This window comes from Thalassovita litoralis, from assembly GCF_900182725.1.
GTDB classification, from domain to species: domain Bacteria; phylum Pseudomonadota; class Alphaproteobacteria; order Rhodobacterales; family Rhodobacteraceae; genus Thalassobius; species Thalassobius litoralis.
This window is the reverse complement of the sequence record NZ_FXTO01000001.1, coordinates 121,718-146,636: the sequence shown is the minus strand read 5'-3', so window position 1 is coordinate 146,636 and position 24,919 is coordinate 121,718. Positions and strand designations below refer to the sequence as shown.

General features: G+C 61.5%; 23 protein-coding genes. 15 read left to right on the top strand and 8 right to left on the bottom strand.

Features of this window, described 5'->3' with window-relative positions:
• Positions 1 to 29 precede the first annotated feature (29 nt).
• A complete protein-coding gene (locus tag FN828_RS00705) occupies positions 30 to 206 on the bottom strand; it encodes a zinc-finger domain-containing protein (protein WP_142491459.1) in 177 nt (58 codons plus the stop codon).
• Between the two features lie 74 nt (positions 207 to 280).
• Between FN828_RS00705 and FN828_RS00700 the strand changes: the two genes are divergently transcribed.
• The 3 genes from FN828_RS00700 to FN828_RS00690 all read left to right on the top strand — a co-directional run bounded on the left by FN828_RS00700 (position 281) and on the right by FN828_RS00690 (position 3,162).
• Entirely contained in the window at positions 281 to 1,210 is a 930-nt protein-coding gene (locus tag FN828_RS00700) for an ABC transporter ATP-binding protein (RefSeq protein ID WP_142491458.1), read from the top strand.
• Between the two features lie 9 nt (positions 1,211 to 1,219).
• Entirely contained in the window at positions 1,220 to 2,146 is a 927-nt protein-coding gene (locus FN828_RS00695) for a cation diffusion facilitator family transporter (RefSeq protein WP_142491457.1), read from the top strand.
• A 134-nt stretch (positions 2,147 to 2,280) separates the two neighbouring features.
• Entirely contained in the window at positions 2,281 to 3,162 is an 882-nt protein-coding gene (locus tag FN828_RS00690; protein WP_142491456.1) for an acyl-CoA thioesterase, read from the top strand.
• Here FN828_RS00690 and FN828_RS00685 read toward each other — a convergent pair.
• Both FN828_RS00685 and FN828_RS00680 read right to left on the bottom strand, forming a co-directional pair.
• Entirely contained in the window at positions 3,159 to 3,932 is a 774-nt protein-coding gene (locus FN828_RS00685) for a hydroxypyruvate isomerase family protein (protein WP_142491455.1), read from the bottom strand. The two genes, FN828_RS00690 and FN828_RS00685, sit on opposite strands and share 4 nt — an antisense overlap.
• Positions 3,933 to 4,018: 86 nt before the next feature.
• A complete protein-coding gene (locus tag FN828_RS00680) occupies positions 4,019 to 4,609 on the bottom strand; it encodes a DUF1285 domain-containing protein (RefSeq protein ID WP_142491454.1) in 591 nt (196 codons plus the stop codon).
• A 68-nt stretch (positions 4,610 to 4,677) separates the two neighbouring features.
• Between FN828_RS00680 and FN828_RS00675 the strand changes: the two genes are divergently transcribed.
• The 4 genes from FN828_RS00675 to FN828_RS00660 are packed head-to-tail and all read left to right on the top strand — an operon-like array spanning position 4,678 to position 11,358.
• A complete protein-coding gene (locus FN828_RS00675; RefSeq protein ID WP_142491453.1) occupies positions 4,678 to 5,685 on the top strand; it encodes an AAA family ATPase in 1,008 nt (335 codons plus the stop codon).
• Positions 5,682 to 6,560 carry a DUF58 domain-containing protein gene (locus FN828_RS00670; protein WP_142491452.1) on the top strand — a complete coding sequence of 293 codons (879 nt, stop codon included), beginning with the start codon at positions 5,682 to 5,684 and terminating at the stop codon, positions 6,558 to 6,560. Before FN828_RS00675 ends, FN828_RS00670 begins: the two co-directional genes overlap by 4 nt.
• Positions 6,557 to 9,316, top strand: a complete 2,760-nt coding sequence (locus FN828_RS00665; protein WP_142491451.1) for a DUF4159 domain-containing protein — start codon at positions 6,557 to 6,559, stop codon at positions 9,314 to 9,316. Before FN828_RS00670 ends, FN828_RS00665 begins: the two co-directional genes overlap by 4 nt.
• Entirely contained in the window at positions 9,313 to 11,358 is a 2,046-nt protein-coding gene (locus FN828_RS00660; protein ID WP_142491450.1) for a hypothetical protein, read from the top strand. The genes FN828_RS00665 and FN828_RS00660 overlap by 4 nt, the downstream gene beginning before the upstream one ends.
• Positions 11,359 to 11,366: 8 nt before the next feature.
• On the opposite strand, the gene FN828_RS00655 is transcribed toward FN828_RS00660, so the two are convergent.
• Genes FN828_RS00655 through FN828_RS00645 form a run of 3 tightly spaced genes read right to left on the bottom strand, consistent with a single transcriptional unit; the run spans position 11,367 to position 12,896 of the window.
• Positions 11,367 to 11,726, bottom strand: a complete 360-nt coding sequence (locus FN828_RS00655) for a hypothetical protein (RefSeq protein WP_142491449.1) — start codon at positions 11,724 to 11,726, stop codon at positions 11,367 to 11,369.
• A gap of 12 nt (positions 11,727 to 11,738) precedes the next feature.
• The gene (locus FN828_RS00650) at positions 11,739 to 12,482 is read right to left on the bottom strand and encodes a DUF599 domain-containing protein (RefSeq protein WP_142491448.1); all 744 of its coding nucleotides are present in this window, start codon (positions 12,480 to 12,482) and stop codon (positions 11,739 to 11,741) included.
• Between the two features lie 3 nt (positions 12,483 to 12,485).
• The gene (locus FN828_RS00645; protein WP_142491447.1) at positions 12,486 to 12,896 is read right to left on the bottom strand and encodes a CopD family protein; all 411 of its coding nucleotides are present in this window, start codon (positions 12,894 to 12,896) and stop codon (positions 12,486 to 12,488) included.
• Between the two features lie 120 nt (positions 12,897 to 13,016).
• Here FN828_RS00645 and FN828_RS00640 point away from each other — a divergent pair, with 120 nt between their 5' ends.
• From FN828_RS00640 to FN828_RS00615, 6 genes are all read left to right on the top strand, one after another.
• Positions 13,017 to 14,450 carry an FAD-linked oxidase C-terminal domain-containing protein gene (locus FN828_RS00640; RefSeq protein ID WP_142491446.1) on the top strand — a complete coding sequence of 478 codons (1,434 nt, stop codon included), beginning with the start codon at positions 13,017 to 13,019 and terminating at the stop codon, positions 14,448 to 14,450.
• Positions 14,451 to 14,518: 68 nt separating this feature from the next.
• Positions 14,519 to 15,661: a glycolate oxidase subunit GlcE gene (gene glcE / locus FN828_RS00635; RefSeq protein WP_142491445.1), complete on the top strand. Its 1,143-nt coding sequence runs from the start codon at positions 14,519 to 14,521 to the stop codon at positions 15,659 to 15,661.
• A complete protein-coding gene (gene glcF / locus FN828_RS00630) occupies positions 15,661 to 16,983 on the top strand; it encodes a glycolate oxidase subunit GlcF (RefSeq protein WP_142491444.1) in 1,323 nt (440 codons plus the stop codon). The genes glcE and glcF overlap by 1 nt, the downstream gene beginning before the upstream one ends.
• 67 nt (positions 16,984 to 17,050) lie before the next feature.
• A complete protein-coding gene (locus FN828_RS00625) occupies positions 17,051 to 17,866 on the top strand; it encodes a trypsin-like serine peptidase (RefSeq protein WP_142491443.1) in 816 nt (271 codons plus the stop codon).
• 141 nt (positions 17,867 to 18,007) lie between these two features.
• Positions 18,008 to 18,475, top strand: a complete 468-nt coding sequence (locus FN828_RS00620; protein WP_142491442.1) for an Hsp20 family protein — start codon at positions 18,008 to 18,010, stop codon at positions 18,473 to 18,475.
• A gap of 198 nt (positions 18,476 to 18,673) precedes the next feature.
• Positions 18,674 to 19,888, top strand: a complete 1,215-nt coding sequence (locus FN828_RS00615) for an aminotransferase-like domain-containing protein (RefSeq protein WP_142491441.1) — start codon at positions 18,674 to 18,676, stop codon at positions 19,886 to 19,888.
• 74 nt (positions 19,889 to 19,962) lie between these two features.
• Here the strand turns inward: FN828_RS00615 and FN828_RS00610 are convergent, their stop codons facing one another.
• Complete coding sequence (locus FN828_RS00610; protein WP_142491440.1) at positions 19,963 to 21,444, bottom strand: NAD-dependent succinate-semialdehyde dehydrogenase; 1,482 nt, start codon at positions 21,442 to 21,444, stop codon at positions 19,963 to 19,965.
• Between the two features lie 101 nt (positions 21,445 to 21,545).
• On the opposite strand from FN828_RS00610, the gene FN828_RS00605 reads away from it, so the two are divergent.
• On the top strand, positions 21,546 to 22,352 hold the full coding sequence (locus tag FN828_RS00605) for an alpha/beta hydrolase (protein ID WP_142491439.1): 807 nt from the start codon (positions 21,546 to 21,548) through the stop codon (positions 22,350 to 22,352).
• Between the two features lie 8 nt (positions 22,353 to 22,360).
• Here the strand turns inward: FN828_RS00605 and FN828_RS00600 are convergent, their stop codons facing one another.
• Positions 22,361 to 23,362 (bottom strand): P1 family peptidase, encoded by a 1,002-nt coding sequence (locus tag FN828_RS00600; RefSeq protein WP_142491438.1) that lies wholly within the window; start codon positions 23,360 to 23,362, stop codon positions 22,361 to 22,363.
• Between the two features lie 174 nt (positions 23,363 to 23,536).
• Between FN828_RS00600 and FN828_RS00595 the strand changes: the two genes are divergently transcribed.
• Positions 23,537 to 24,745, top strand: coding sequence for an aminopeptidase P family protein (locus FN828_RS00595; RefSeq protein ID WP_142491437.1), 1,209 nt, complete (start codon positions 23,537 to 23,539; stop codon positions 24,743 to 24,745).
• Positions 24,746 to 24,919: the final 174 nt, after the last annotated feature.

The window sequence follows — 24,919 nt, the reverse complement described above, 5'->3', positions numbered from 1 at the left end:
CACATGCAACAGGTGCCGTCCTATCCCGTTCAGGCGGCTTCGCGGCCTTTCAGCACATATTTCGCGTCGCAATACGGGCATTCGACATAGCCGTCTTCTTCGGAGATGTGCAGCCAGACGCGGGGATGACCCAACGCACCTTCGCCGCCGTCACAGGCGATTTTGGATTTTTCGACAATCTTGGTTTCGGGCGCTTGCGTCGTCATCCGGGCCGTTTCCTTTTGGCTGCAAAAGAACTAGGTCTGTTATGAGCGATGAAACGGGCAGGGGCAAGTGGGCCATGAGCGGCAATGCAATCGAAATCCGGGGTTTGCGCAAGGTTTATGGCGGATCAAAGGGCCAACCGCGCAAAGAGGCGCTGAAAGGCATTGATCTGGATATTCCGCGCGGGTCGGTTTTCGGCCTTTTGGGGCCGAACGGGGCGGGGAAATCCACGCTAATCAACATTCTGGCCGGGCTGGTGGTGAAAACCGCCGGGAAGGTCACGATCTGGGGCTTCGATCAGGATGTAAATCCGCGTCAGGCGCGGGCGTCCATTGGCGTCATGCCGCAGGAATTGAATCTGGACCCGTTTTTCAGCCCGCGCGGCGCGCTGGAGGTGCAGGCGGGCCTGTATGGCGTGCCGAAATCACAGCGGCGCAGTGATGAAATCCTGCGTCTGGTCGGGCTGGAGGATAAGGCCGACGCTTATGCTCGCACCCTGTCTGGCGGGATGCGGCGGCGGTTATTGCTGGGCAAGGCGCTGGTGCATCATCCGCATGTTCTGGTGCTGGATGAACCCACGGCGGGGGTGGATATCGAATTGCGCCAGATGTTGTGGGAAAACGTGCGGATGCTGAACCAGCAGGGCATGACGATCATCCTGACCACTCACTATCTGGAAGAAGCCGAGGAAATGTGCGACGAGATCGCCATCATCAATCAGGGCGAAGTGGTCGCGCGGGATTCCACGGCGAACCTGTTGGGGCGGATTGACGCCAAAACGATGGTGATCCAGCCTGAAACACCCGGATCGGTTTTGCCGCAGGCGGCAGGGATCGAGGTGTCAACTCGCCCGGACGGGTCGCTGGCGCTGAGCTATCACGCCAAGGAAACCAGTGCCGAGCAGGTGTTGGAGGTCGTGCGCAATGCAGGTATCCGCATTCGTGATGTAAAGACGGAAGAAGCCGATTTGCAGGATGTTTTCCTTGAACTGACCCGCAGCCGCTAAGGGGGCATCATGGCACACGATCATCACGACCATCATCATGGGCATCATCACCATCCCCCGGATCTGGATTCCGGCGATAAGCGCGTGGCGGCAGCGGTGGCGGTGAATATCCTGTTGACCTTTGCGCAGATCGTGGCGGGGGTCTTTTCGGGGTCTTTGGCGCTGATCGCAGATGCGATTCACAACCTGTCTGACGCGCTGTCGCTGGTCATTGCCTTTGTCGCGCGGCGGATTGGCAAGCGGCCTGCGGACGCGTCCATGACCTTTGGCTATGGCCGGGCCGAGGTGGTGGCGGCATTGATCAATTATACCACGCTGATCGTGGTAGCGTTTTATCTCGCCGCCGAAGGTGTACAACGCCTGTTCAATCCCCAAGAGGTAGAAGGCTGGATCGTTGTCATCGTGGCGGGTGTGGCGCTGGTGATTGATACGATAACCGCGCTTCTGGTCATGCAGCTTAGCAAAGACAGCGCCAATATGCGGGCAGCGTTTTTGCATAACGTGGCGGATGCTTTGGGGTCTGTGGCGGTGATTGTCGGGGGTAGCCTGATCCTGCTGTATGACTGGCGTCTGGTGGACCCGATCGTGACGCTGATGATTTCGGGGTATATCCTGTGGCATTCATGGCAAGGGATCGTTCCGGTGATCCGTATCCTGATGCTGGGCAGCCCCGAAGATACCGATCTGGACGAGGTGCTAGAGGCATTGCGCGGGCTGGACGGTGTGGACAGCGTTCACCACGTCCACCTGTGGCGGATGCAGGAACACGAAACTGCGCTGGAAGCCCATGTTGTGCTGGATGGCTCCGGCAGGGCCGAACAGGTGAAACAGGTGGTCAAGGGACATCTGCGCGACCGTTTCGGTATTGCGCATTCGGTGCTGGAACTGGAAGAGCCGGGCGCCGTTTGTGCCGATCTGCGCGTGGTCGGGCATTAAAGCGTTTGGGGCAAAACCCAAGCCGTGATGTTGCGAAACGCGGTTGCGACGCTGCGATATTCCCCTGTTTTCGCTTGCACTTCGGGCGCGATTGCCCCTGATTAGGCGGGCGAGGACAAAATGTGGGACGTAGGATGAGCGAAACAGACGACACGGCCTTGGGCCAATGGCTGCATGATGTGCTGGATCTGGAACAGGTCGAGCAGGATTATTTCCGCGGGATTGCAACGCCGCAGGGGCGTGGGCGGTCGTTTGGCGGTCAGGTGGTGGGGCAGGCGTTGATGTCGGCCATCCGCACCGTGGGGCCGGAACGTCCGGTGCATTCTTTGCACGCCTATTTCATGCGGCCCGGTGATGCCACGCAGCCCGTGTTGTTTCAGGTCGAACGGGACCGGGACGGGCGCAGTTTTGCCACCCGGCGCGTGGTGGCCGTGCAGGCGGGCAAGCCGATCCTGAACCTTGCCGCGTCGTTCCATGTGACCGAACCGGGCCTGTCGCATCAATACCAAATGCCCGATGTTCCCGGCCCCGAGGGGCTGATGAACGAAGAACAACTGGGCGAGGAGCGGGCGGATGAACTGCCCGAGGAATTCCTGCAATGGCTGCGGACGCCGCGCCCGATTGAAATGCGTCCGGTTTCGGTGCGTCCGCCGTTTTCGCGCGAACCGCGTGAACCGGCACAGGCGATGTGGATGCGGGTACGCGGTAATCTGGGGGATGACCTGGAAATGCACCGCGCCGCGCTGGCCTATACTTCGGATTTCGGGCTTCTGGGAACGTGTATGCTGCCCTTTGGCAAAGGGTTTTCCGACCGCGATATGCAATTCGCCAGTCTGGACCATGCGGTTTGGTTCCATGATGATTTCCGCATGGATGAATGGCTTTTGTACTCGATGGACAGCCCGTGGGCGGGCGGTGCGCGCGGGTTCAACCGTGGGCAGATTTTCACGCAGGACGGGCGGTTGGTGGCCTCGACCGCACAAGAAGGTCTGGTGCGGAACGTAACGCTTTCCTAAGGCATTGCAGGCGCGGAATACGGCCAGAGCCAGCCAAGCCCGTCTTCGGTTTTGGCGGCGGGCAGGTATTCGGCGCTGACGTGTCCGGTGTAGCCCTGCGCGTCCAGCAGCGCGAAAAAGGTGGGGTAGTCGATGGCCCCGCCGGTGGGTTCATGGCGGCCTTCGGTTCCGGCAATCTGTATGTGGCGGGTGCGGTGGCGATGTCTGGCCCATGTTGCGGGCATGTCGCCCGTGATGCGGTGGGCGTGATAGGCATCGAATTGCAGCGACAGGTTCGGGGCTTTGAACTGGTCCAGAATATCAGCGGCCTGATCAAAATCGTTCAGGAAAAAGCCCGGCATGTCGATTGAGTTGATCGGCTCGATCGTCAGGGATTGTTGCGGGGCGCGGGTGGTCGCCCACGACAGGTTGCGCAGATATGTGGCGTGGGCCTCTGCTCCGCTGGCCAACCCGGCCATGATATGAATGTGATCGGGGGACAGATGCGCGGCATAGTCCAGCGACAGTTCAAAACTGTCCCGAAAGGCAGCCTCGCGCCCCGGTAGGGCGGCCAATCCGCGATCCCCGGCAGCCCAGTCCGGGGCGGGGGTGTTGATCAGCACCATAGACAGCCCACTGTCGCGCAGGGCGCGGGCCAGCTCGGGGGCTGGGGTGTCATAGGGGATCAGCAATTCCACACCGCCGAACCCGGCGCGGCGGGCGGCGTCGAAACGGTCCGTTAGCGGGTATTCGGTGAACAGCAGGGTCAGATTGGCGGCGAATTTCGGCATATTGGTTCTGTGGTCGTGGAACGCTCCAAGGGCAACGCCCGCCCACCCCTGTTGCCCTTGGGGGCGATGGGGTGGCGGCGGCGGTGTTACGGCAATTCGGCAGAGGGGATGATCGGAAAGAACTGCCCGCCAGACCACAAGCCAAACCAGCTTTGGCCGTCTACGTCATGGTGGGCGCCGATCTCGACCAGCCGATAGAAACTTTTGCGGTCAATCAGTGCTTCAAGATTCGCGCGCACCAGCACATAGGGCGACGGTTCGCCGGTTTCGGGATCACGCACCACGCGGATCGGGGCGTTTGTCCCGGCGGTGGTTTGATCCCCGACAGAGGTGTGAAACGTCAGGGATTGATCCGGGCCGGTGCCGGTCACGTCGAAATCGACCGCCAAAAATGGGGCGTCTTCGACCTGAATGCGGACTTTTTCCACCGGGGTGACAAGGAAATATTCATCCCCGTCCTTGCGCAGGATCGTGGAAAATAGCCGCACCAGTTCGGGTCTGCCAAAGGGCGTTCCCAGATAATACCACATGCCATCCCGCGCGATGCGGATATCCAGATCACCACAAAAGGGCGGGTTCCATTTATGCACAGGCGGTAGGCCTTTGCCTTTGGCTGCGGCGCGGGCCGCAGCGGCAATGCCATCTGCCGAGGGTTTCACAATCATTTGTCCGCTCATTGTTTTTGCCATTTGCGTCGGGCGCGATACACTCTGACATAAGATAGTGTTTGAGCAGGAGTTTGACCATGACCGATCAGGACGATCTGGTTTCCCGGATCGAAAGCGTCGAGGAAAAGCTGGCCGAGGCGAAAGCCTCGATCATGCGCAGGTTTATCGGTCAGGCGCAGGTGGTGGACCTGACCCTGTCGGCACTGCTGTGCGGTGGACATGGGTTGCTGATCGGTTTGCCGGGGTTGGGTAAAACCCGGCTGGTGGATACGTTAAGCACCGTGATGGGCCTGCATGGCAACCGCATCCAGTTTACGCCGGACCTGATGCCAGCGGATATTCTGGGGTCCGAGGTGCTGGATGCCGATGCGGACGGGCGGCGGGCGTTCCGGTTCGTGCCGGGGCCGGTGTTTTGCCAATTGCTGATGGCGGATGAAATCAACCGCGCCAGCCCGCGCACCCAATCGGCACTGTTGCAGGCGATGCAGGAAAAGCGCGTGACTGTTGCAGGCGAAGACCGGGTGTTGGGCGTGCCGTTTCATGTGTTGGCAACACAGAACCCGATTGAACAGGAAGGCACCTATCCCCTGCCCGAAGCGCAGTTGGACCGTTTTCTGGTGCAGATCGACGTGGCCTATCCTGACCGACAGACCGAGAGGGACATTCTGTTGGCCACCACCGGCGTGAGCGAGGACGAAGCGCACGAGGTATTCACCGCCGCTGAATTGCTGGCCGCGCAAACCTTGCTGCGGCGGATGCCCGTGGGCGATAGCGTGGTCGAGGCGATTTTGGATCTGGTGCGCGCGTTCCGCCCGCAGGATGACAGCGCCGATGAACGGGTGAAACAAACCGTGGCCTGGGGACCGGGGCCACGAGCGGCACAGGCGTTGATGCTAACGGTGCGGGCGCGGGCGATGTTGCAGGGGCGGCTTGCCCCCTCGGTCGAAGATGTGGTGGCGATGGCCCGCCCGGTGCTAAGTCACCGGATGGCGCTGAACTTTGCCGCGCGGGCGCGGGGCGACAGCCTGTCTGATCTGATCGACACCACCGCCGCCCGCGTCACCCGGATCGAGGTGGCAGCGTGAGCGATCCGTCCCCCTTGCGTGTTCGGGCCGAAGAACAGGCGGCGCATTTGCCGCCGCTTCTGGCACGGGCCGAACATTTGGCGGGGACTGTTCTGTTGGGGGAACATGGCCGCCGCCGTGCAGGGCTGGGCGATGATTTTTGGCAATACCGTCCGGTGCAGCCGGGCGATAGCCGTCGCATGATCGACTGGCGCCGGTCCGCGCGGGGGGATGCGCAATATGTGCGTGAACGCGAATGGCAGATTGCCCAAAGCGTGATGCTATGGGTGGATCAGTCCGCTTCGATGCGGTTTGCGTCTGGGCAAACCCTGCCGGAAAAAGTGGATCGCGCCCGTGTTTTGGCGCTGGCGGTGGCAATCCTGCTGGTGCGTGGGGGCGAACGGGTGGGGTTGACCGGCACCAGCCTGCCGCCGCGCCGGGGGAATAACCAAATTCTGCGTCTGGCCGAATTTTTCAGCATAGACGCCCCCGAAGATTACGCCGAACCCGAATCCCGTGCGATGATCCCTCATGCGCGGGCGGTATTCATGTCCGATTTCATGGGCGATCTGTCAGCGGTGACAGCGGCGCTGACCAAGGCGGCGGATCGTGGGGTGCGGGGCGTGTTGTTGCAGGTGTTGGACCCGTCCGAAGAAGCGTTTCCATTTACGGGACGCACGATTTTTGAAAGCATGGGCGGCACGGTGGTGCATGAAACCCTGAAAGCGGGAGATCTGCGGGATCGGTATCTGCGTCGGTTGGCCGTGCGCAAGGATGAGCTGGCCAACCTGTGCCGGGCAACGGGCTGGCAGTTTCAGACCCACCACACCAATGACAGCGCACAGGTGGCGTTGTTGTGGTTGTGGCAGGCCTTGAACCGGGGGACAGGGGCATGATGCTGGGGCCGATCGGATTTGCCGCGCCGTGGCTATTGTGGGCATTGGCCGTGTTGCCGGTGCTATGGCTGATTTTGCGGGCGGTGCCGCCTGCACCGATCCGGCGGCGCTTTCCGGGTGTGGCGCTGCTGTTGGGGCTAAAGGACGACGATACGGTCACGGATCGAACTCCGTGGTGGTTGCTGTTGCTGCGGATGCTGGCGGCAGCGGCGGTGATTGTGGGATTGGCAGGGCCAGTGCTGAACCCTGAAACGGATCGTGGGGCCGGAACTGGCCCGATGCTGATCGTGATGGATGGCGGCTGGACCGGGGCGCAGGACTGGGCCTTGCGGTCTGAACAGGCGGCGCAATTGCTGATGGATGCCGGGCGCAGCGGGCGGCCTGTGGCGGTGCTGCGGCTGAGCGATCCGCAGCCGGTGCAGTTCCAGACTGCACAGGCATGGCGCGGGCGGCTGACCGGGATGGGACCGCTGCCGTGGGAACCCGATGCGGAACGGGCGATTGCGGCGCTGGGCGGGGACACGTTTGAAACGCTGTGGCTGTCTGATGGCGTGGCGTGGCCGGGGCAGGCGGATGTTTTGGCCGCGCTAGAGGATCACGGGCCGGTCAGTGTCTATGAAAGCTGGCGGGCGGTGATTGGCCTGCGCCCGGCGCAATTCGCGGATGGCGGTATTGCGCTGACGGCGCTGCGGTCTGCTCCCGGCCCGGCGCGGGACGTGACGGTTGCGGCGCATGGGCGCGATCCGAATGGGGTGCAGCGGGTGCTGGCGCGGTTGCCGCTGCGGTTCGAGGATGGGGCCGAACAGGCCAGCGGAACGCTGATCCTGCCTGCGGAAATGCGCGCCCGTGTCACGCGGTTTGAACTGGAAGGCGTGCGCTCTGCCGGGGCGGTGGCGCTGACCGATGACAGCTTGCGCCGCCGCGAAGTGGCACTGATTGCGGGGCGGGACGACCGCGAAGGGTTGGAGCTGTTGGCCCCGCTGCATTACCTGACGCAGGCCTTGGGTCCGTCGGCTGATTTGCTGACCGGGCCGTTGATGGATGTGATCCCGGCCAATCCCGATGTGATCGTTCTGGCCGATGTCGCCACCCTAGCCGAGGGCGAGGAACAGGCCGTTCTGGATTGGGTTGAACAGGGCGGCATTCTGGTGCGTTTCGCTGGGCCGCGACTGGCCGCCAGCAAGGTGAGCCGGGATAACGAAGACCCGTTGATGCCGGTGCGGTTGCGCACAGGCGGGCGCACAGTGGGCGGCGCAATGAGTTGGGGCGAACCCAAGACGCTGGCGCCTTTTGCTGAAAACAGCCCGTTTTATGGCCTGCCCATCCCGGCGGACGTGCAGGTGTCGGCGCAGGTGATGGCGCAGCCTGATCCCACATTGGCGGATCGGGTGATCGCGCAGCTTAGCGATGGCACGCCGCTGGTGACGCGCAAGAAAGTCGGACAGGGCCAAGCGGTGCTGTTCCACGTCACCGCCAACGCGGAATGGAGCAGCCTGCCCCTGTCCGGCCTGTTCGTTCAGATGTTGGAACGGCTTTCTGTCTCCTCTGCGATGGCGCAGCCCGAAGTGGGTGATCTGGCCGGAACGGTTTGGAAACCCTTGCAGGTGATGGACGGGTTCGGGCGTGTGGCCGATGCGGGCAATCTGCCGGGGGTGGATGGCGCGGAATTGGCGCAGGCACGGCTGGGGCCGGATCTGCGCCCCGGTGTTTATCAGAACGATGATCGCAGGCTGGCGGTGAACGCGATGGCGGCGGACCGGGAATTGCGGGCCTTTGACTGGCCTGCGCGGATTCCGGTGACAGGTATGGCCCGCGCAGATGAAATGCCGTTGGGAGGCTATCTGTTGGCCGCTGCGATTGTGCTGCTGTTGGCGGATGTGCTGGCATCGCTGGCGCTGTCGGGGCGGTTGATCGGGGCGCGGGCGGCGGCACTGGTTCTGATGGCGCTGCTGATCCCCGCGCAGCCGCATCCGGCATATGCGCAGGATCGGCCCGTGGATGATACCCGCGCAATCACAGCCACGCACGAGGTGGTGCTGGCCTATGTGAAAACGGGTGACGCCGAACAGGACCGGATTTCACAGGCGGGTTTGATGGGGCTTTCGGATGTGCTGTTTTTTCGCACGACGGTTGAACCCGATGCCCCGATCGGCGTGGATTTGGAAAGGGATGAATTGGGGTTCTTTCCGGTGATTTACTGGCCGATTACGGCGGCACAGACGATGCCGTCGGATGCGGCCTATGCCCGTTTGAACCGCTATTTACGGTCGGGGGGGATGATCCTGTTTGACACGCGGGACGCTGATATTGCCCGGTATGGTGCTTCCAGCCCGAATGGGCGGAAACTGCGGCAACTGGCGGCCCCGCTGGATATTCCGCCGTTGGAACCCGTGCCGCAGGATCATGTGGTGACGCGGGCGTTTTACCTGTTGCAGGATTTTCCGGGGCGGTTCAACAGCCGCGATGTCTGGGTCGAAGCGGCACCGCCCGGTGCGGAAAAGGTGGATGGGATGCCATTCCGCAATCTGAATGACGGGGTGACGCCGGTGGTGATTGGCGGCAATGACTGGGCGGCGGCATGGGCCACGGATGAACGGGGCAATCCGCTGTATCCTGTGGGGCGTGGCTATACCGGGGAACGGCAGCGGGAACTGGCCTATCGCTTTGGGGTGAATCTGGTGATGCATGTGCTGACCGGCAATTACAAATCCGATCAGGTCCATGTGCCTGCGCTGCTGGACAGGTTGGGACAATGAGTTCGGTTATCTTTGATCCGCTTTTGCCCTGGGTTGTCTGGGGGGTATTGGCCGGGCTGGTTCTGGTGATGGCCGGGCTGGCGCTGTGGCGCGGTTTGGCGGGCTGGGTCTGGCGCGGTCTGGCCGGGCTGGTGGTGCTGGCGGCCCTGTCCGGCCCATCCCTGCGGACCGAAGAACGCGGGGCGTTGTCTGATATCGTGCTGATGCTGGTGGATGGATCGGCCAGTCAGCGGTTGGCAGATCGGCCCGCGCAGGTGGCGACAGCCGCCGATACGCTGGAGGCGCAATTGCGCGCCCGTCCGGGGACCGAGGTGCGCCGGATCGCGGTGGGCGACGGTCCCGACGACAGTGGCACCTTGTTGTTCAGCAAACTGGCCGAGGCATTGGCCGAAGAACCCAATGGACGGATTGCCGGGATCGTGGCGCTGACCGATGGGCAGGTGCATGATCTGGATCGCGCCCCCGATCTGCCCGCGCCGCTGCATGTGCTGTTGTCGGGCCAGCCACAGGATTGGGACCGCCGCCTGATCGTGGAAAATGCCCCGGCCTTTGCCATTCTGGGCGAACCGATCACGCTGAAACTGCGGATCGAAGATATGGGTGCCTTTCCGCCCGGCGTGTCGGAAACCTTGATGGAGGTTTCTGTGGATGGGCGGGAAATGGGGCCGTTTTCGGTGCCTGTCGGGCGGCCCATCGAATTGCCGCTGACGCTGGATCATGGCGGGATGAACGTGATCCGGTTTTCGCTGCCCTTGGCAGAGGGCGAATTGACGGATCGCAATAACAGCGCCGTGGTGCAGATCAATGGCGTGCGGGATCGGTTGCGGGTGCTGCTGGTCAGTGGCGAGCCGCATCCGGGGGGGCGGACATGGCGCAACCTGCTGAAATCCGACAGTTCCGTTGATCTGGTGCATTTCACGATTTTGCGCCCGCCGGAAAAACAGGACGGGGTGCCGGTGGCGGAATTGTCGCTGATCGCCTTTCCAACACGGGAACTGTTTCTGGAAAAGATCGACGATTTCGACCTGATCATTTTTGATCGGTACAAACGGCGGGGGATTTTGCCCTCGATCTACTTGGATAACGTGGTGAACTACGTCCAAAAGGGTGGCGCGGTGCTGATCGCGGCGGGGCCGGATTTTGCTAGCGCGGATTCCATTTACCGTTCCCCGCTGTCTGCAATTGTTCCGGCGCGGCCATCGGCGCGGGTGATCGAACAGGGGTATCGCCCGGCGGTGACGGACCTGGGGCAGCGCCATCCGGTCACAGCAGGGTTGGCCCCGCAGGGTGGTGGTGATTGGGGCCGCTGGTTGCGGCAGGTCGAGGTAGAGCCAAGCGCGGGCAATGTGGTTATGTCCGGGTACGAAGATAAGCCGCTGCTGATTCTGGATCGGGTGGGCGAAGGGCGCGTGGCGTTGCTGGCCTCGGATCAAGCGTGGCTGTGGGATCGCGGTTTCGAAGGTGGCGGCCCGCAGTTGGAACTGCTGCGCCGTCTGGCCCATTGGATGATGAAAGAACCCGAGCTGGAAGAAGAGGCGCTGTGGGCCGAACCCGTGGGGCAGCGGATGAAGATCGTGCGCCGGTCGCTGACGGGGGATGTCGGAGCCGTGACCGTGACCACGCCATCGGGTGAACAGGTGGTTCTGCCCATGACCGAAGTTTCACCGGGCCGGTTCGAGGCGGAGTATGAAGGCCCGGAAATTGGCCTGTATACGCTGGCAAATGGCGACAAAGATGCGGTGATCGGTCTTGGCCCGTCCGCCCCTAAGGAGTTCGAGGCAACCATTGCCAGTGGCGATGTGATGGAACCGGCGGTGGATGCGCTGCGGGGCGGTGTGCTACGGCTTAGCGATGGGTTGCCAAGCATCCGCGATGTGCGGGCCGGGCGTCCGGCGGCGGGGCGGGGCTGGATCGGGCTGACCCCGCGCGAGGCCTATGAAACGCTGGCGGTGACGCAGGTGCCGCTGTTGCCTGCGTGGTTGGTGCTGGTTCTGGTGCTGGGGTTGACGCTGATCGGTTGGCTGCGCGAAGGCCGCCGATAAGGCACAGGTCAGTGGCGCAGCGCGACCTTGGTCAGCGTTTCAGCCCAACCGCTTTGGGAACAATGGGCGCGGATAAAAAACGTGCGCGTGCCATCGGGGATCATCACGTTGAACAGCGACCGGGTAAAGGGTTGTTCGTGATCATGGGGGTGCATCAGTTCCCGATAACCCAGCCTGCGGCCATCAGCATCCAGTACTTCCCAGCCATCGGCAAAATGGTTCCATCCCCTGTCTGGGTGCGACAGGGTGACATTAATGCGCCAGCCCATACCGGCCCGTTCGGTCGTGACGTTTTCCACCTGTGGGGGATCGGCAAAGATGGGGGTTGCGGCCAGAATGCCAAGAAGAAAAATCAGGGTGCGAGTCATAAAGTTACCGTATCACGGTTTAGAATGCTTGTTGGATGACGTTCCCGTGTGGCCCATCCCATCCGCGTTCCCAATCAGGAATTGACGCGAGCGCGACGCAAATTCGCGGCGCCACAATACCCAGACCGTGACAGCGACAGCCGCCAGCAATGCCGATGGTCCCAAGAGCCACGCCGTTGAGCCAAGCGCGAAATAGACGGATCGCAGCCCTTGGTTATAGCTGCGGGCGGCGGTGATGTTCAGTTCCCCGGCCTTGGCCGCGCGGGGCAGGGCAACCGGGTCTGCCGGGTTATTGGGGACGGCCCCCATCAGCACGGCGCAATATCCAAACAGCCGATGCGACCACACGAATTTCAAAAATGCGTTGGTCAGAAAGAACATGATGACCAGCAGCTTCATTTCCCATACGAATTTCGGATCACGGGAAATGGACAGATCCTGTGCCACGCCGACCAGCTGTTCGGCATTGCCAATCGCCGCCAGCACCCCACCGATGGCCAGCATCGCGGCAGAGGCAAAGAAAGATGTGCTTTGTCGCAGGGTCGAAAGGGTTTGGGCGTCAAAAATGCGCGGTTCGCGCGTGACCATCTGGCGCATCCACTCGCGGCGATATTCGGCCATCAGGCGCGACACGGACGGGCGGCGGGCGCTGGGGTGTTCGATCAGCCAGCCAATACCCAGCCATGCAATCAACAGGCCCGCCAGCGCGACATAATCCAGCGCGGTGAACAGGGTCAGGCGTTCGGCCCAGCTCATGCGTCAGAACGGTTTGGCGACCACGGCCCACAGAATGGCAATGGCGACGAAGACGCTGATTTCGTTGAAAATCCGCAAGAACAGTTCCGAATCGCGGAATTCGCCCCGTTTGGCGCGTATGACCAGCTTGCCGGTCCAGATGTAATGCCCCGCCAGCAGCGCGACCAGCGTCAGTTTCAGGTGAACCCATGCGGGCCAGCCCAGATCATGCGCCAGCCACAGCCCAGTGGCGATGGCGATCACGGCCAGACCGGCGGAAAACCGATATAAACGAACCGTCAGGTCGCCCAGCGGCCCGAATTCGCCCAAGCGGTCATATTCGCGCTTCCAATAGATCAGCGCGCGCGGCACTGCGAAGATGCTGGTCATCCAGCCCATCACGCAGAGAATATGTATGATCTTGACCCATTCCATGCCCTCTTACTGGCCTTTGTCCGGGGCAAAGCGCAAGATGCCGCATGAGCCCGCGGCAAAAAGAATTGCGCATACGGTGGTTTTGGTTATATTATTTTACCAATTTTAGGAGTATGCCCCGTGGAAATGCCCAAACCCGACCCGCAGGTGATGGCGAAAAAGCCGCAACTGGTGAAGCGCTTGCAAGAGGTGCTGCCGACCGATGCCGTGATCCACGAGGAAGCAGAAACCCGCGCCTATGAATGCGATGCGCTGACGGCCTATCGCTGTCCGCCACTGTGCGCGGTATTGCCGTCCTCGACCGTCGAAGTGGCGGCGGTGCTGCGAATTTGCCACGACATGGGCGTGCCTGTGGTGCCGCGCGGATCAGGAACGTCGCTGGCAGGCGGGGCGTTGCCTACGGCGGATTCGGTGATCTTGGGCGTGGCGCGGATGAATGCGGTTCTGGAAACCGATTATGAAAACCGATTCATCCGGGTACAGACCGGCCGCACGAACCTGAGCGTGACCGGCGCGGTCGAGCAGGACGATTTTTTCTATGCGCCCGATCCGTCCTCGCAATTGGCCTGTGCGATTGCTGGGAATATCGCGATGAATTCCGGCGGGGCGCATTGCCTGAAATATGGCGTGACGACGAATAACCTGCTGGGGGTGACGCTGGTGACGATGGACGGCACGGTGCTGGAAATCGGCGGCGCACACCTGGATGCCGGGGGGCTGGACCTGCTGGGCGTGATCTGTGGGTCCGAGGGGCAGTTGGGGGTTGTGACCGAAGCCACCCTGCGCATCCTGCACAAACCCGAAGGGGCGCGGCCCGTGTTGATGGGGTTCGACAGTAACGAGGTGGCGGGCCAATGCGTGTCCGACATCATCAAGGCGGGTGTGTTGCCGGTTGCCATCGAATTCATGGACCGCCCCTGTATCCGCGCGACCGAAGCCTTTGCCGGGGCGGGATATCCCGATTGCGAGGCCTTGCTGATCGTCGAGGTTGAGGGATCGGATGCCGAGATCAAGGAGCAGTTGGACCTGATTTTGGAAATCGCCCGATCCCACAATCCGGTGGAACTGCGCGAAAGCACCAGTGCCGAGGAAAGCGCGAAAATCTGGCTGGGCCGCAAATCCGCCTTTGGCGCGATGGGGCAGATCAACGATTATATGTGTCTGGACGGAACCATCCCGGTGTCGCAACTGCCCTATGTGCTGCGCCGCATCGGGGAGATGAGCCAGGAATACGGGCTGGGCGTGGGCAACGTGTTCCATGCCGGGGATGGTAATATGCACCCGCTGATCCTGTTCAATGCCAACAAACCCGGCGATCTGGAACGGTGCGAGGCATTCGGGGCTGACATCTTGCGCCTGTGTGTCGAGGTGGGGGGCTGTCTGACCGGCGAACATGGCGTGGGGATCGAAAAGCGGGATCTGATGGTGGATCAGTTCGCGCCCGAGGATATGGATATTCAGATGGCGGTGAAGGATGTGTTCGATCCCAAGTGGCTGCTGAACCCGGCGAAAGTGTTCCCGCTAGAGGTATCACGCCTGCGGCGGGCGGGCTAAGGGGGCGTTGCCCCCTCTGCGCGATGCGCATTCACCCCCAGAGTATTTTGAACCAGAAAGAAGACGATATGAGACCCGAGACAGAGGCAGAACTGGCCGCGATGGTGGCAGGGGCCAATGGGCCGTTGCGGGTGCAAGGGGGGGGCACGCGCACGATTGGGGCGCCTGTCACGGGGCAGGTGTTGGATATGTCCGGCCTGTCCGGTGTGGTACTGCATGAACCCGGTGCGCTGACGCTGGTGGCACAGGCGGGCACGCCGGTGGCCGAGGTTGAGGCGGTTCTGGCCGACGAGGGGCAGCGCCTGCCGTTCGAGCCGATGGATCACCGCGCGTTGCTGGGAACGGTGGGTACGCCGACGCTGGGCGGGATGGTGGCGGCCAATGTCAGCGGGCCGCGCCGGGTACAAGGCGGGGCGTGCCGGGATTTCCTTTTGGGGGTGCGGTTTATCGACGGGGCCGGGCGTGTGCTGAAAAACGGCGGGCGGGTGATGAAGAATGTCACTGGCTATGATCTGGTGAAGCTGATGGCCGGAAGCTGGGGGACATTGGGCGTTCTGACCGAGGTGAGCTTTAAGGTTTTGGCGATACCACAGGCCGAGGCGACGCTGGTCGCGCGGGGGCGCAGCGATGCCGATGGTGTGGCGGCGCTGAGCGCGGCATTGGGGTCGCCCTTTGATGTCAGCGGTGCGGCGCATCTGGGGGACGGGGCTGCGGGTGCGGCGCGGACACAGGTGCGGATCGAAGGGCTGGCCGGATCGGTGGCCTATCGCGTGGCACAGTTGCAGGCGCGGTTGCCGGGGTTTGACGTGGTTGAAGGTGCTGAAAGCGCGGCCCTGTGGCAAGAGGTGCGGGATGTGCTTCCCTTTGCCGGGGTGCCGGGGGCGGTGTGGCGACTGTCTGTCAAACCGTCGGACGGGCCGGTGCTGAGCGCGGCGCTGAAGGCGCAAGGGTTGGATCACAAGGCGATATTCGATTGGGGCGGCGGGTTGATTTGGCTGCTGGTGGATGCAGCAGGGGATGCCGGGGCTGCGTTGATCCGGGGGCAAATGGCGACGCTGGGGGGCCATGCAACGCTGATCCGGGGGAACGAGGCATTGCGCCGCGCCGTGCCTGTATTTCAGCCCGAACCCGCGCCCTTGGCGGCGCTGTCCGTCGGGCTGCGGGCAAAATTCGATCCGCGTGGTATTCTTAATCCGGGGCTGATGGGCTGATGCAGACGACATTTACCGAAGACCAGTTGAAAGATCCCGGCATTCAGCGGGCCAATGAAATTCTGCGGGCCTGTGTGCATTGTGGATTTTGTACCGCGACCTGTCCCACCTATCAGGTATTGGGGGATGAGCTGGACAGCCCGCGGGGGCGGATTTACCTGATCAAGGACATGCTGGAAAACGAGCGTGTGCCGGATGAAAAGACGGTCAAGCATATTGACCGCTGCCTGTCTTGTCTGGCCTGTATGACGACCTGCCCCAGCGGTGTGCATTACATGCATCTGGTGGATCATGCCCGCGCTTATATCGAAAAGAACTATAAACGCCCGTTCAGCGACCGGGCCTTGCGCTGGGTGCTGGCGCGGATTTTGCCCTATCCGGGGCGGTTCCGGTTGGCGTTGCTGGGGGCGAAAATCGGGCGGCCTTTTGCGTTTCTGATGCCGGACGCGCGGCTGAAGGCGATGCTGAAAATGGCACCGAAGCATATTCCCCCGGTCAGCCGTAATGACGACCCGCAAAGTTTTGCGCCGGAAGGCGTGAAAAAGATGCGTGTGGCGCTGATGACGGGCTGTGCGCAGCGGGCGCTGAATACCGACATCAACGATGCCACGATCCGCCTGTTGAAACGGCTGGGTTGCGAGGTGGTGATCGCTAAGGGCGCGGGATGCTGTGGGGCGTTGACGCATCACATGGGCCGCGAGGATGAATCCCATGCGGCTGCGGCAAAGAATATCCGCGCTTGGGTGTCGGAAATGGATGGCGCAGGGTTGGATGCCATTGTGATCAACACCAGCGGTTGCGGCACCACCGTGAAAGATTACGGGCATATGTTCCGCAACGATGCGCTGGCGGCGGATGCGGCGCGGGTGTCGTCGATTGCGATGGATGTGTCGGAACTGCTGATGAAGCTGGACCTGCCACAGGGCGAGGATAAGAAGCTGACCGTGGGCTATCATGCGGCCTGTTCATTGCAACACGGGCAGAAGGTGAAAACCTTTCCCAAGGATCTGTTGAAACGGGCTGGGTTCAAAGTGGCAGAACCGGCGGACAGCCATTTGTGCTGTGGCAGTGCAGGCACCTATAACCTGATGCAGCCCGAGATTTCCGCCAAGCTGAAAGAACGCAAGGTGCGCACGCTGGAGGCGGTGAAACCGGATATCATTGCGGCGGGTAACATCGGTTGCATGGTGCAGATCGGTTCCGGGACACAGGTGCCGGTGGTGCATACGGTCGAATTGCTGGATTGGGCGACGGGCGGGCCGGTGCCGCCTGCGCTGAACGGACAGGCGCGGCGGGATGATGGGGTGCCGATCTTGCGCTGACTTTGCCCCAATTTTGCCAAATCCCCCCGGTATGACTACTGTCGCGTAAACAGGTTTCGGAGGCAGGATGTTTCGGGCATTCGTGGCGGCGCTATTGGTTTTGTCCAGTGTATCAACGGTTTGGGCCGATGATGCACCCCTACGCCGTTTGAACACGGGGGACGACTCCAAAGGCTGGGAAGCGGTGGGGCGGCTGGAATTGGGGGGCACCGGGTTTTGCACCGGGTCGCTGATTGCGCCGAATTTGGTTTTGACAGCGGCGCATTGCCTGTTTGATCCGGCCACAAAGACCCGCGTGGATTTCGGCAAGATCGAATTTCTGGCGGGGCTGCGCAACGGTCGGGCCGAAGCCTATCGCCGGGTGAAGCGGGTCGTGATCCATCCGTCCTATCGCTATGACGGGACAATTTCTGCGGACCGGGTGCGCAATGATTTGGCGCTGCTGGAACTGTTGCGGCCGATTCAGAACACCACGGTTATCCCGTTTGAAACCGGGGTGGACGTCCGTTCAGGGGAACAGGTGGGCGTGGTGTCCTATGCGCTGGATCGGGCCGAAGCGCCATCGTTTCAGGAAGCCTGTTCCGTGATGCACCGGCAAAAGGGCGTGGTGGTCATGAGCTGTGACGTGAATTTCGGATCGTCTGGCGCGCCGGTGTTTCGCATACAGGATGGGCAGGCGGAAATTGTGTCCATCATTTCGGCCAAGGCGCAGTTGGATGGAGATCAGGTGGCGCTGGGGGCGCAACTGGACGGCGCGGTGGAACTGCTGAAAACGCAGTTACAAAGCGGCGTGGGCGTGACGCAGGATTTCATGCCGCGGATCAAGGGGGCAACCTCGGTCAGTACGCGCAACGCGGGCGGGGCCAAGTTCGTCCGCCCCTGATCGCATGGCGCGGCCCTTGAAACGGGCCGAAATCATCCCCACCTGAGCGATATGGGAACGCCGCAATCGGGTTCCCCAGAACCGCCTGTTCCGAATGGGAAGGCACCCATATCTGGTATCGCTCATGAAGGAGGATTACCCATGCGCAGCTTTGATCTTGCCCCCCTGTACCGTGCCACCGTTGGCTTTGACCAGCTTGCCGATCTGATGGATCGCGCTTTTGCCAGCGACGTCGCACAACCCAGCTATCCGCCGTATAATATCGAAAAGACCGACGAAAACGCCTATCGCATTTCGATCGCTGTGGCCGGGTTTTCGGCTGACGATCTGTCCGTCGAAGTGAAAGAAAACGCGCTGGTCGTATCGGCAAAGAAAGCCGAAGACGATAACGCGCGCACCTATCTGCATCGTGGCATTGCCACCCGCGCCTTTGAACGTCGGTTTACGCTGGCCGATCATGTGAAAGTCACCGGCGCGACCCATGCGGACGGGATGCTGCATATTGATCTGATCCGGGAAATGCCTGAAACGTTGAAACCCCGCCGGATTGAAATTGCCAATGGCCAGAGCGTCCAAAAGGACGTGGTTGACGCCAAGGCAGTCAACTGACCGATCCGGGTTACGCGGGAATATCATCCGCGTAATCCCCCGCTTCCTTTCATGCGCGCCCGCCTTGTCCGTTGTGACAGGGCGGGTTTTCTTTTGGGGTTGGGGAACAGGTCGGTGCCAGATCACAATTTATGTCAGACACATTGACTTATTGCGCGACTCCGGTGATGGTCGCAACATAATTACGGAGTCGGCCTCATGAGCTTGCCAAATCTTTTCGCCTCGCGCATTTCGGGGATGAAAGCCTCGGAAATTCGGGAACTGCTGAAACTGCTGGATCAGCCGGATATTATTTCCTTTGCCGGTGGGATTCCCGATCCTGCGCTGTTTCCGGTGGATGCGTTTCAGGCCGCGATGGCCAAGGCACTGGGCGGCGGCAATCATGCGTTGTCGCTGCAATATTCCGCGTCCGAAGGGTATTTGCCGCTGCGTCAGTGGATCGTTGGGGAAATGGCCAAACTGGGCGTGCCGTGCGAGGCGGGAAATATCCTGATCACCAGCGGGTCGCAGCAAGCGCTGGACTATCTGGGGAAACTGTTCCTGTCGCCGGGCGATACGGCGCTGGTGGGCTGGCCGACCTATCTGGGTGCGTTGGGCGCGTTCAACGCCTATGAACCGCGATATGACAGGTTGCAGCCGGGCGGAAACAGATCGGTGCAGGATTACGCTGCCGCCGCTGCACCGGGACGGGTGAAATTTGCCTATCTATCCGTGGATTTCGCCAACCCCACCGGCGTGACGCTCAGCCAGACAGAACGCGAACAGGTGCTGGATCTGGCCGAAGGGCTGGATTGCGCGGTGATCGAGGACGCGGCCTATCAATCGCTGCGGTATGACGGTGCATCAATCCCGCCCATTCTGGCGCTGGAGGTGGCCCGCAAGGGCGACATCAACGCGTGCCGTACCATCTATTGCGGGTCGTTTTCCAAAACCCTGTCGCCGGGCCTGCGGATCGGGTGGGTTTGTGCCGCGAAATCGGTGGTGAACCAGATGGTTCTGCTGAAACAGGCGGGCGATTTGCACACCGCGACGCTGAACCAGATGGCGATTGCCGAGGTGGCGAATGGTGATTTTGACGAGCATCTGGAAAAGCTGCGGGGGCTGTACCGTTCCCGCCGGGACCGGATGCTGGCGGCGCTGGAAACCCATATGCCCGCAGGTGTGGAATGGACAAAACCCGAAGGCGGGATGTTCGTTTGGGTGACGCTGCCCAAGGGGATGGATGGCGCAAAGCTGTTGGAGCAAGCACTGAAAACGGAAAAGGTGGCATTCGTGCCGGGCGGTGCGTTTTTCGCGGACGGGTCCGGGGCGAATACGCTGCGGCTGAATTTTTCCAGCCCGTCGCAGCAGGCGATTGACGAAGGGATCGCGCGGCTGGGTCGTGTGTTGACGGCGGCCTTGGTTCCGGGCTGAACGGCGCAACGCCCCCCGTGAAATGCAAAACGCCCCGGCCAGAACCGGGGCGTTTTTTGATGCCCTGTGATGGCTCAGACGGCCATGCAGATATATTTCATTTCCAGATAATCCTCGATCCCGTGGTGGCTGCCTTCGCGGCCCAGACCGGATTGTTTGACGCCGCCAAAGGGGGCGACCTCGGTGGAAATGATGCCGGTGTTCACGCCGACGATGCCGTATTCCAGCGCCTCGGCCACTTTGTAAACGCGGCTCAGATCCTTGGCATAGAAATACGAGGCCAGACCGAAAATCGTGTCATTCGCCATCGCGATGACGTCGTCTTCGTCCTTGAAGCTAAACAGCGGGGCCAGCGGGCCAAAGGTTTCGTCCGTAGCAAACTGCATGTCCTGCGTGGCCCCGGTGACGATGGTCGGCGGCAGGAAGTTGCCGGGGCCTTGCAGTGGGTCGCCGCCCCCCAGAATGACCTTGGCCCCTTTGGCGGTGGCGTCGGCCACATGTTCCTGCACCTTGGCAATCGCGTCGGTGTTGATCAGCGGCCCCAGATCGGTGCCGTCTTCCAGACCATCGCCCACCTTCATTTGTTCGACGGCGGCTTTCAGCTTGGCGGCAAAGGCGTCATAGACCCCTTCCTGCACGTAAATCCGGTTGGCACAGACGCAGGTTTGGCCGTTGTTGCGGAATTTGCACATGATTGCGCCCTGAACGGCGGCGTCCAGATCGGCATCATCGAACACAATGAACGGCGCGTTGCCGCCCAATTCCATCGAACATTTCATCACCTGATCGGCGGCCTGACGCAGCAGGATGCGCCCCACCTCGGTCGAGCCGGTGAAGGTCAGCTTGCGCACGGCGGGGTTTTCGCAGAATTCCTTGCCGATTTCGCTGCTGCGCGAGGAGGTGACGACATTGAACACGCCCTTGGGGATGCCCGCGCGTTCGGCCAGCACGGCCAGAACCGTTGCCGACAGCGGGGTTTCTGCCGCAGGACGGGCCACGAATGCACAGCCAGCGGCCAATGCCGGGCCTGCTTTGCGGGTGATCATCGCGTTGGGGAAGTTCCAGGGCGTGATCGACGCGGCCACGCCAATCGGCTGTTTGATCACGGTGATGCGCTTGTCACGCTGGTGGCCGGGGATGGTTTCGCCGTAGATGCGTTTGGCTTCTTCGCCGAAGAATTCGATGAAGGCCGCACCATAGGCGATTTCGCCCTTGGCTTCGGGCAGGGGTTTGCCCTGTTCGGCGGTCAGGATGATGCCCAGATCGTCCTGATTTTCCATCATCAGATCGAACCATTTACGCAGCACGGCGGCCCGTTCCTTGCCGGTCCATTGTGCCCATTCTTTTTGCGCTTTTTCGGCGGTGGCGATGGCGTGGGCCACCTGAGCGCGCGACATGTCCGCGACATTGGCAATGACATCCCCCCGCGCCGGGTTGGTCACGGCAAAGGTTGCGCCGCCTTCGCCATCAACCCATTCACCCCCGGCATAGGCCTGTTCGGCCAGCAGGGTCGGGTCTTTCAGCAATGAGCGCAGATCGGTTTTGGTATCCAGCATGAGGCTCCCCTTTTTAAATTTTTGTTCTGGCACAGGGAAAACACTTGGCGTTAGGCTTGTCCAGAGAGTTTGATCAAACAGAAACTTAACGTGTTAATGAAATGAGTCAAGAAAATCTGGACGACGCCTATGCCAATGCTGCTTATATTCCGGGGTCGGATGCCTATCCTGACCGCTGGGCCGCGCAGGCCGCCGGGCTAAGAGAAGGGCTGCTGGAACAAGGGTTGGCCGATCTGGATATTCCCTATGGCGATAGCCCGCGCCAACGGTTCGATCTGTTCCGCCCCGAAGGAACGGCAAAGGGGCTGTTTGTCTTTGTGCATGGGGGCTATTGGCTGCGGTTCGATAAATCCTATTGGTCGCATCTGGCGATTGGTGCGCTGGAACAGGGGTGGGCGGTGGCAATGCCGTCCTATGATCTGTGTCCCGATGTGGGGATTGCCGATATTACCCGTCAGATCGCCCATATGATCCCGGTGGCGGCGGATATGGTGGCAGGGCCGATCCTGTTGGCGGGGCATTCGGCAGGCGGGCATCTGGTGGCGCGGATGTGCGTGCCGGGTATGTTGCCCGATCCCGTGGCGAACCGTGTGGCACGGGTCATGCCGATTTCGCCGGTGGCCGATCTGCGCCCGATGTTGCGTACATCCATGAATGATGCGTTCCGGCTGGACATGGCCGGGGCCGAGGCCGAAAGCCCGGTTTTGATGGCCCCCTTACCCGGTATCGCGGTCGAAGTCTGGGTCGGGGCCGAGGAACGCCCGGTGTTTCTGGAACAGGCCACAGCCCTAGCCGAAAGCTGGGGCTGCGCCTGTGTGGTTGATCCGGGGCGGCATCACTTTGATGTGATTGATGGGCTGACCGATGCAGACAGCCGCATGATGCGGCACCTGCTGGCGGGGTTATAAGCCTTAGCTTAGCCGTGATGCTGGCGATAGCTGGGTTGCGCATCGCCGGGGGCTGGGGTGGCGTGGAAAATCGCGCGGGCAATGGCCCGCGCCATGACCGTCGCCGCCGCATGGCCCAGATACAGCGTATCGCTGGGCGGATGGTTCAGCAGTTTTGCCCCGGATGACGCGGCAAAGATCAGATCGCCATCCATCGGGGTATGGGACGGGAACAGTCCACGGGCATAGCCATCATGCGCCGCCGTCGCCAGCCGGGTGCATTGCGCCTGCGTTAGCTGCGCATCGGTGGCGATGATGCCGATGGTGGTATTGGCATGGGCGGCCAGTTTGGTCGGTGGAATATGGGTGTCCGGGTAATGCTGGGCGATGCCGCGATTGCCGAATTCGTCGTTTTGCTCAAAGGGTGCGGCCCAGAAATGGGCGCTTTCGCCCACGGTTGCGGACCCCAGCGCATTCACCGCCACCAGCGCCCCAACCGTATGCCCGGATGGCAAGGTGATCGAGGCAGACCCCAACCCGCCTTTCCAGTTCGCGGTGGTTGCCCCGGTGCCTGCCCCGATGCTGCCCAGATCGAATGCGGTGGCGGCATTGCGTAACGCCTCGGACCCCAGTCGTTTATAGGGGTTTTCAGGCCAGTTCTTATCCCCGCCATTGATCAGATCAAACAGGATCGCGCCCGGCACGATCGGCACCAGTTGATCGCCCACGGCAAAACCCCGGCCCTGTTGGCGCAGCGCGTCCGCTACACCCGAAGCCGCATCCAGTCCAAAGGCCGAACCGCCGGACAATACCAGCGCATCCACCTGTTCCACCGTTTTGTCCGGGGCCAGCAGATCGGTTTCGCGGGTGCCGGGAGCGCCGCCCATCACATGCACACCGGCAGTAAAGGGCTGATCGGCCAGCAACACGGTAACGCCCGTTTTAATATGGTCGTCCTGCGCGTTGCCAACGCGGAACCCTGCTACATCGGTGATCAGATTGCGGGCGCCGGGGGTTGGGGTGCTGGTCATGATGTCGGATTTCCCTGTTTGCTGTCACAAACCATCTTGCCAGATTGCGCGGTATGGGCAAGGTGGCACAGGGGCGGGGCGATGGCGTCGCCACATGATCCGCAACAGGCGGGACATCATGCGCCCCTTTCCGTCCTGAACGCCGGGACCTTTCTAACACTTAGGAGGGTCGAAATGACTTCACGTCCTGAAATGTATCGGTTCCATAATGGGGAAAAGGCAAAGCTGCCGTTTTCATCCGCGGAATATGAGGCGCGGCTGGCTGGTTTGCGGGCCAGCATGGCGCAAGCCGGGGTTGACGCGGTGGTGCTGACCTCGATGCACAATATCGCGTATTACAGCGGGTTTTTATATTGCTCTTTCGGGCGGCCCTATGGGCTGGTGGTGACGGCCAGTGCAGATGTCACCATCAGCGCCGGGATTGACGCGGGGCAGCCGTGGCGGCGCTGTCATGGGGACAATATCACCTATACCGACTGGCAGCGGGATAATTTCTGGCGGGCGGTTCGGTCCGTTTCCGGCGAAGGCCGGGTGATCGGCTACGAAGGCGATCACCTGACCCTGATGCAAAAGGCCAAGCTGGAAAGCTTTTTGTCGCCGTCCCGTATGGTGGATATGTTCGATGCGACCATGCGCCAGCGTATGCACAAATCCCCGGCGGAAATCGCGCTGATCCGTGAAGGTGCGCGGGTGGCCGATGTGGGCGGCTATGCGATCCGCGACGCGGCAAAGCTGGGCGCGCGCGAAATCGACGTGGCAATGGCAGGCCGCGACGCGATGGAGGCGGAAATCGCCCGCGCCTTCCCCGATGCGGAATACCGTGACACCTGGGTTTGGTTCCAGTCGGGGCTGAACACGGACGGGGCGCATAACCCGGTTACGGCTCGGGTTCTGGAACGGGGCGATATCCTGTCGCTGAACACCTTTCCGATGATCAGCGGCTATTACACCGCACTGGAACGCACAATGTTCGTGCAAGAGGTCGACGCAGAGTCGCTGGCGATCTGGCAGGCGAATGTGGCAGCCCATGAATACGGGATGAGCCTGCTGAAACCCGGCGTAAGCTGCGCCGATGTCACGCTGAAGATCAACGACTTCTTTGCGGAACGCGATCTGCTGCAATACCGGACCTTTGGCTATGGTCATTCCTTCGGGGTGCTGTCGCATTACTATGGCCGCGAGGCGGGGCTGGAACTGCGCGAGGATATCGACACGGTGCTGGAACCGGGCATGGTGATTTCGATGGAACCGATGCTGACCATCGCAGAGGGGCAGCCCGGCGCGGGTGGGTATCGGGAACACGATATTCTGGTGATCACCGAAACCGGGGCGGAAAATATCACCGGCTACCCCTATGGCCCGGATTTCAACGTGGTGGGCTAAGGCGTTTCTGTTTCGACCGGGGCATTTCGTGGCCCGGTCGGAATTGGATATTTGTACCAAGAAAGAACCTGATGCTGTGCGTCCGATCTGCGTCGGGCGGGCCTGTCTGATGTGTGATGAGTATTTTTTGCAAGATGAAACGAGGCATTGCCCACAAGGAAGCCTAAGTCTGTC

Bases quoted from the DNA above. Each gene is read 5' to 3' on its own strand.
- FN828_RS00705 (WP_142491459.1), bottom strand. From the start codon at position 206: ATGACGACGCAAGCGCCCGAAACCAAGATTGTCGAAAAATCCAAAATC.
- FN828_RS00700 (WP_142491458.1), top strand. From the start codon at position 281: ATGAGCGGCAATGCAATCGAAATCCGGGGTTTGCGCAAGGTTTATGGC.
- FN828_RS00695 (WP_142491457.1), top strand. From the start codon at position 1,220: ATGGCACACGATCATCACGACCATCATCATGGGCATCATCACCATCCC.
- FN828_RS00690 (WP_142491456.1), top strand. From the start codon at position 2,281: ATGAGCGAAACAGACGACACGGCCTTGGGCCAATGGCTGCATGATGTG.
- FN828_RS00685 (WP_142491455.1), bottom strand. From the start codon at position 3,932: ATGCCGAAATTCGCCGCCAATCTGACCCTGCTGTTCACCGAATACCCG.
- FN828_RS00680 (WP_142491454.1), bottom strand. From the start codon at position 4,609: ATGAGCGGACAAATGATTGTGAAACCCTCGGCAGATGGCATTGCCGCT.
- FN828_RS00675 (WP_142491453.1), top strand. From the start codon at position 4,678: ATGACCGATCAGGACGATCTGGTTTCCCGGATCGAAAGCGTCGAGGAA.
- FN828_RS00665 (WP_142491451.1), top strand. From the start codon at position 6,557: ATGATGCTGGGGCCGATCGGATTTGCCGCGCCGTGGCTATTGTGGGCA.
- FN828_RS00660 (WP_142491450.1), top strand. From the start codon at position 9,313: ATGAGTTCGGTTATCTTTGATCCGCTTTTGCCCTGGGTTGTCTGGGGG.
- FN828_RS00655 (WP_142491449.1), bottom strand. From the start codon at position 11,726: ATGACTCGCACCCTGATTTTTCTTCTTGGCATTCTGGCCGCAACCCCC.
- FN828_RS00650 (WP_142491448.1), bottom strand. From the start codon at position 12,482: ATGAGCTGGGCCGAACGCCTGACCCTGTTCACCGCGCTGGATTATGTC.
- FN828_RS00645 (WP_142491447.1), bottom strand. From the start codon at position 12,896: ATGGAATGGGTCAAGATCATACATATTCTCTGCGTGATGGGCTGGATG.
- glcE (WP_142491445.1), top strand. From the start codon at position 14,519: ATGAGACCCGAGACAGAGGCAGAACTGGCCGCGATGGTGGCAGGGGCC.
- glcF (WP_142491444.1), top strand. From the start codon at position 15,661: ATGCAGACGACATTTACCGAAGACCAGTTGAAAGATCCCGGCATTCAG.
- FN828_RS00625 (WP_142491443.1), top strand. From the start codon at position 17,051: ATGTTTCGGGCATTCGTGGCGGCGCTATTGGTTTTGTCCAGTGTATCA.
- FN828_RS00620 (WP_142491442.1), top strand. From the start codon at position 18,008: ATGCGCAGCTTTGATCTTGCCCCCCTGTACCGTGCCACCGTTGGCTTT.
- FN828_RS00615 (WP_142491441.1), top strand. From the start codon at position 18,674: ATGAGCTTGCCAAATCTTTTCGCCTCGCGCATTTCGGGGATGAAAGCC.
- FN828_RS00610 (WP_142491440.1), bottom strand. From the start codon at position 21,444: ATGCTGGATACCAAAACCGATCTGCGCTCATTGCTGAAAGACCCGACC.
- FN828_RS00605 (WP_142491439.1), top strand. From the start codon at position 21,546: ATGAGTCAAGAAAATCTGGACGACGCCTATGCCAATGCTGCTTATATT.
- FN828_RS00600 (WP_142491438.1), bottom strand. From the start codon at position 23,362: ATGACCAGCACCCCAACCCCCGGCGCCCGCAATCTGATCACCGATGTA.
- FN828_RS00595 (WP_142491437.1), top strand. From the start codon at position 23,537: ATGACTTCACGTCCTGAAATGTATCGGTTCCATAATGGGGAAAAGGCA.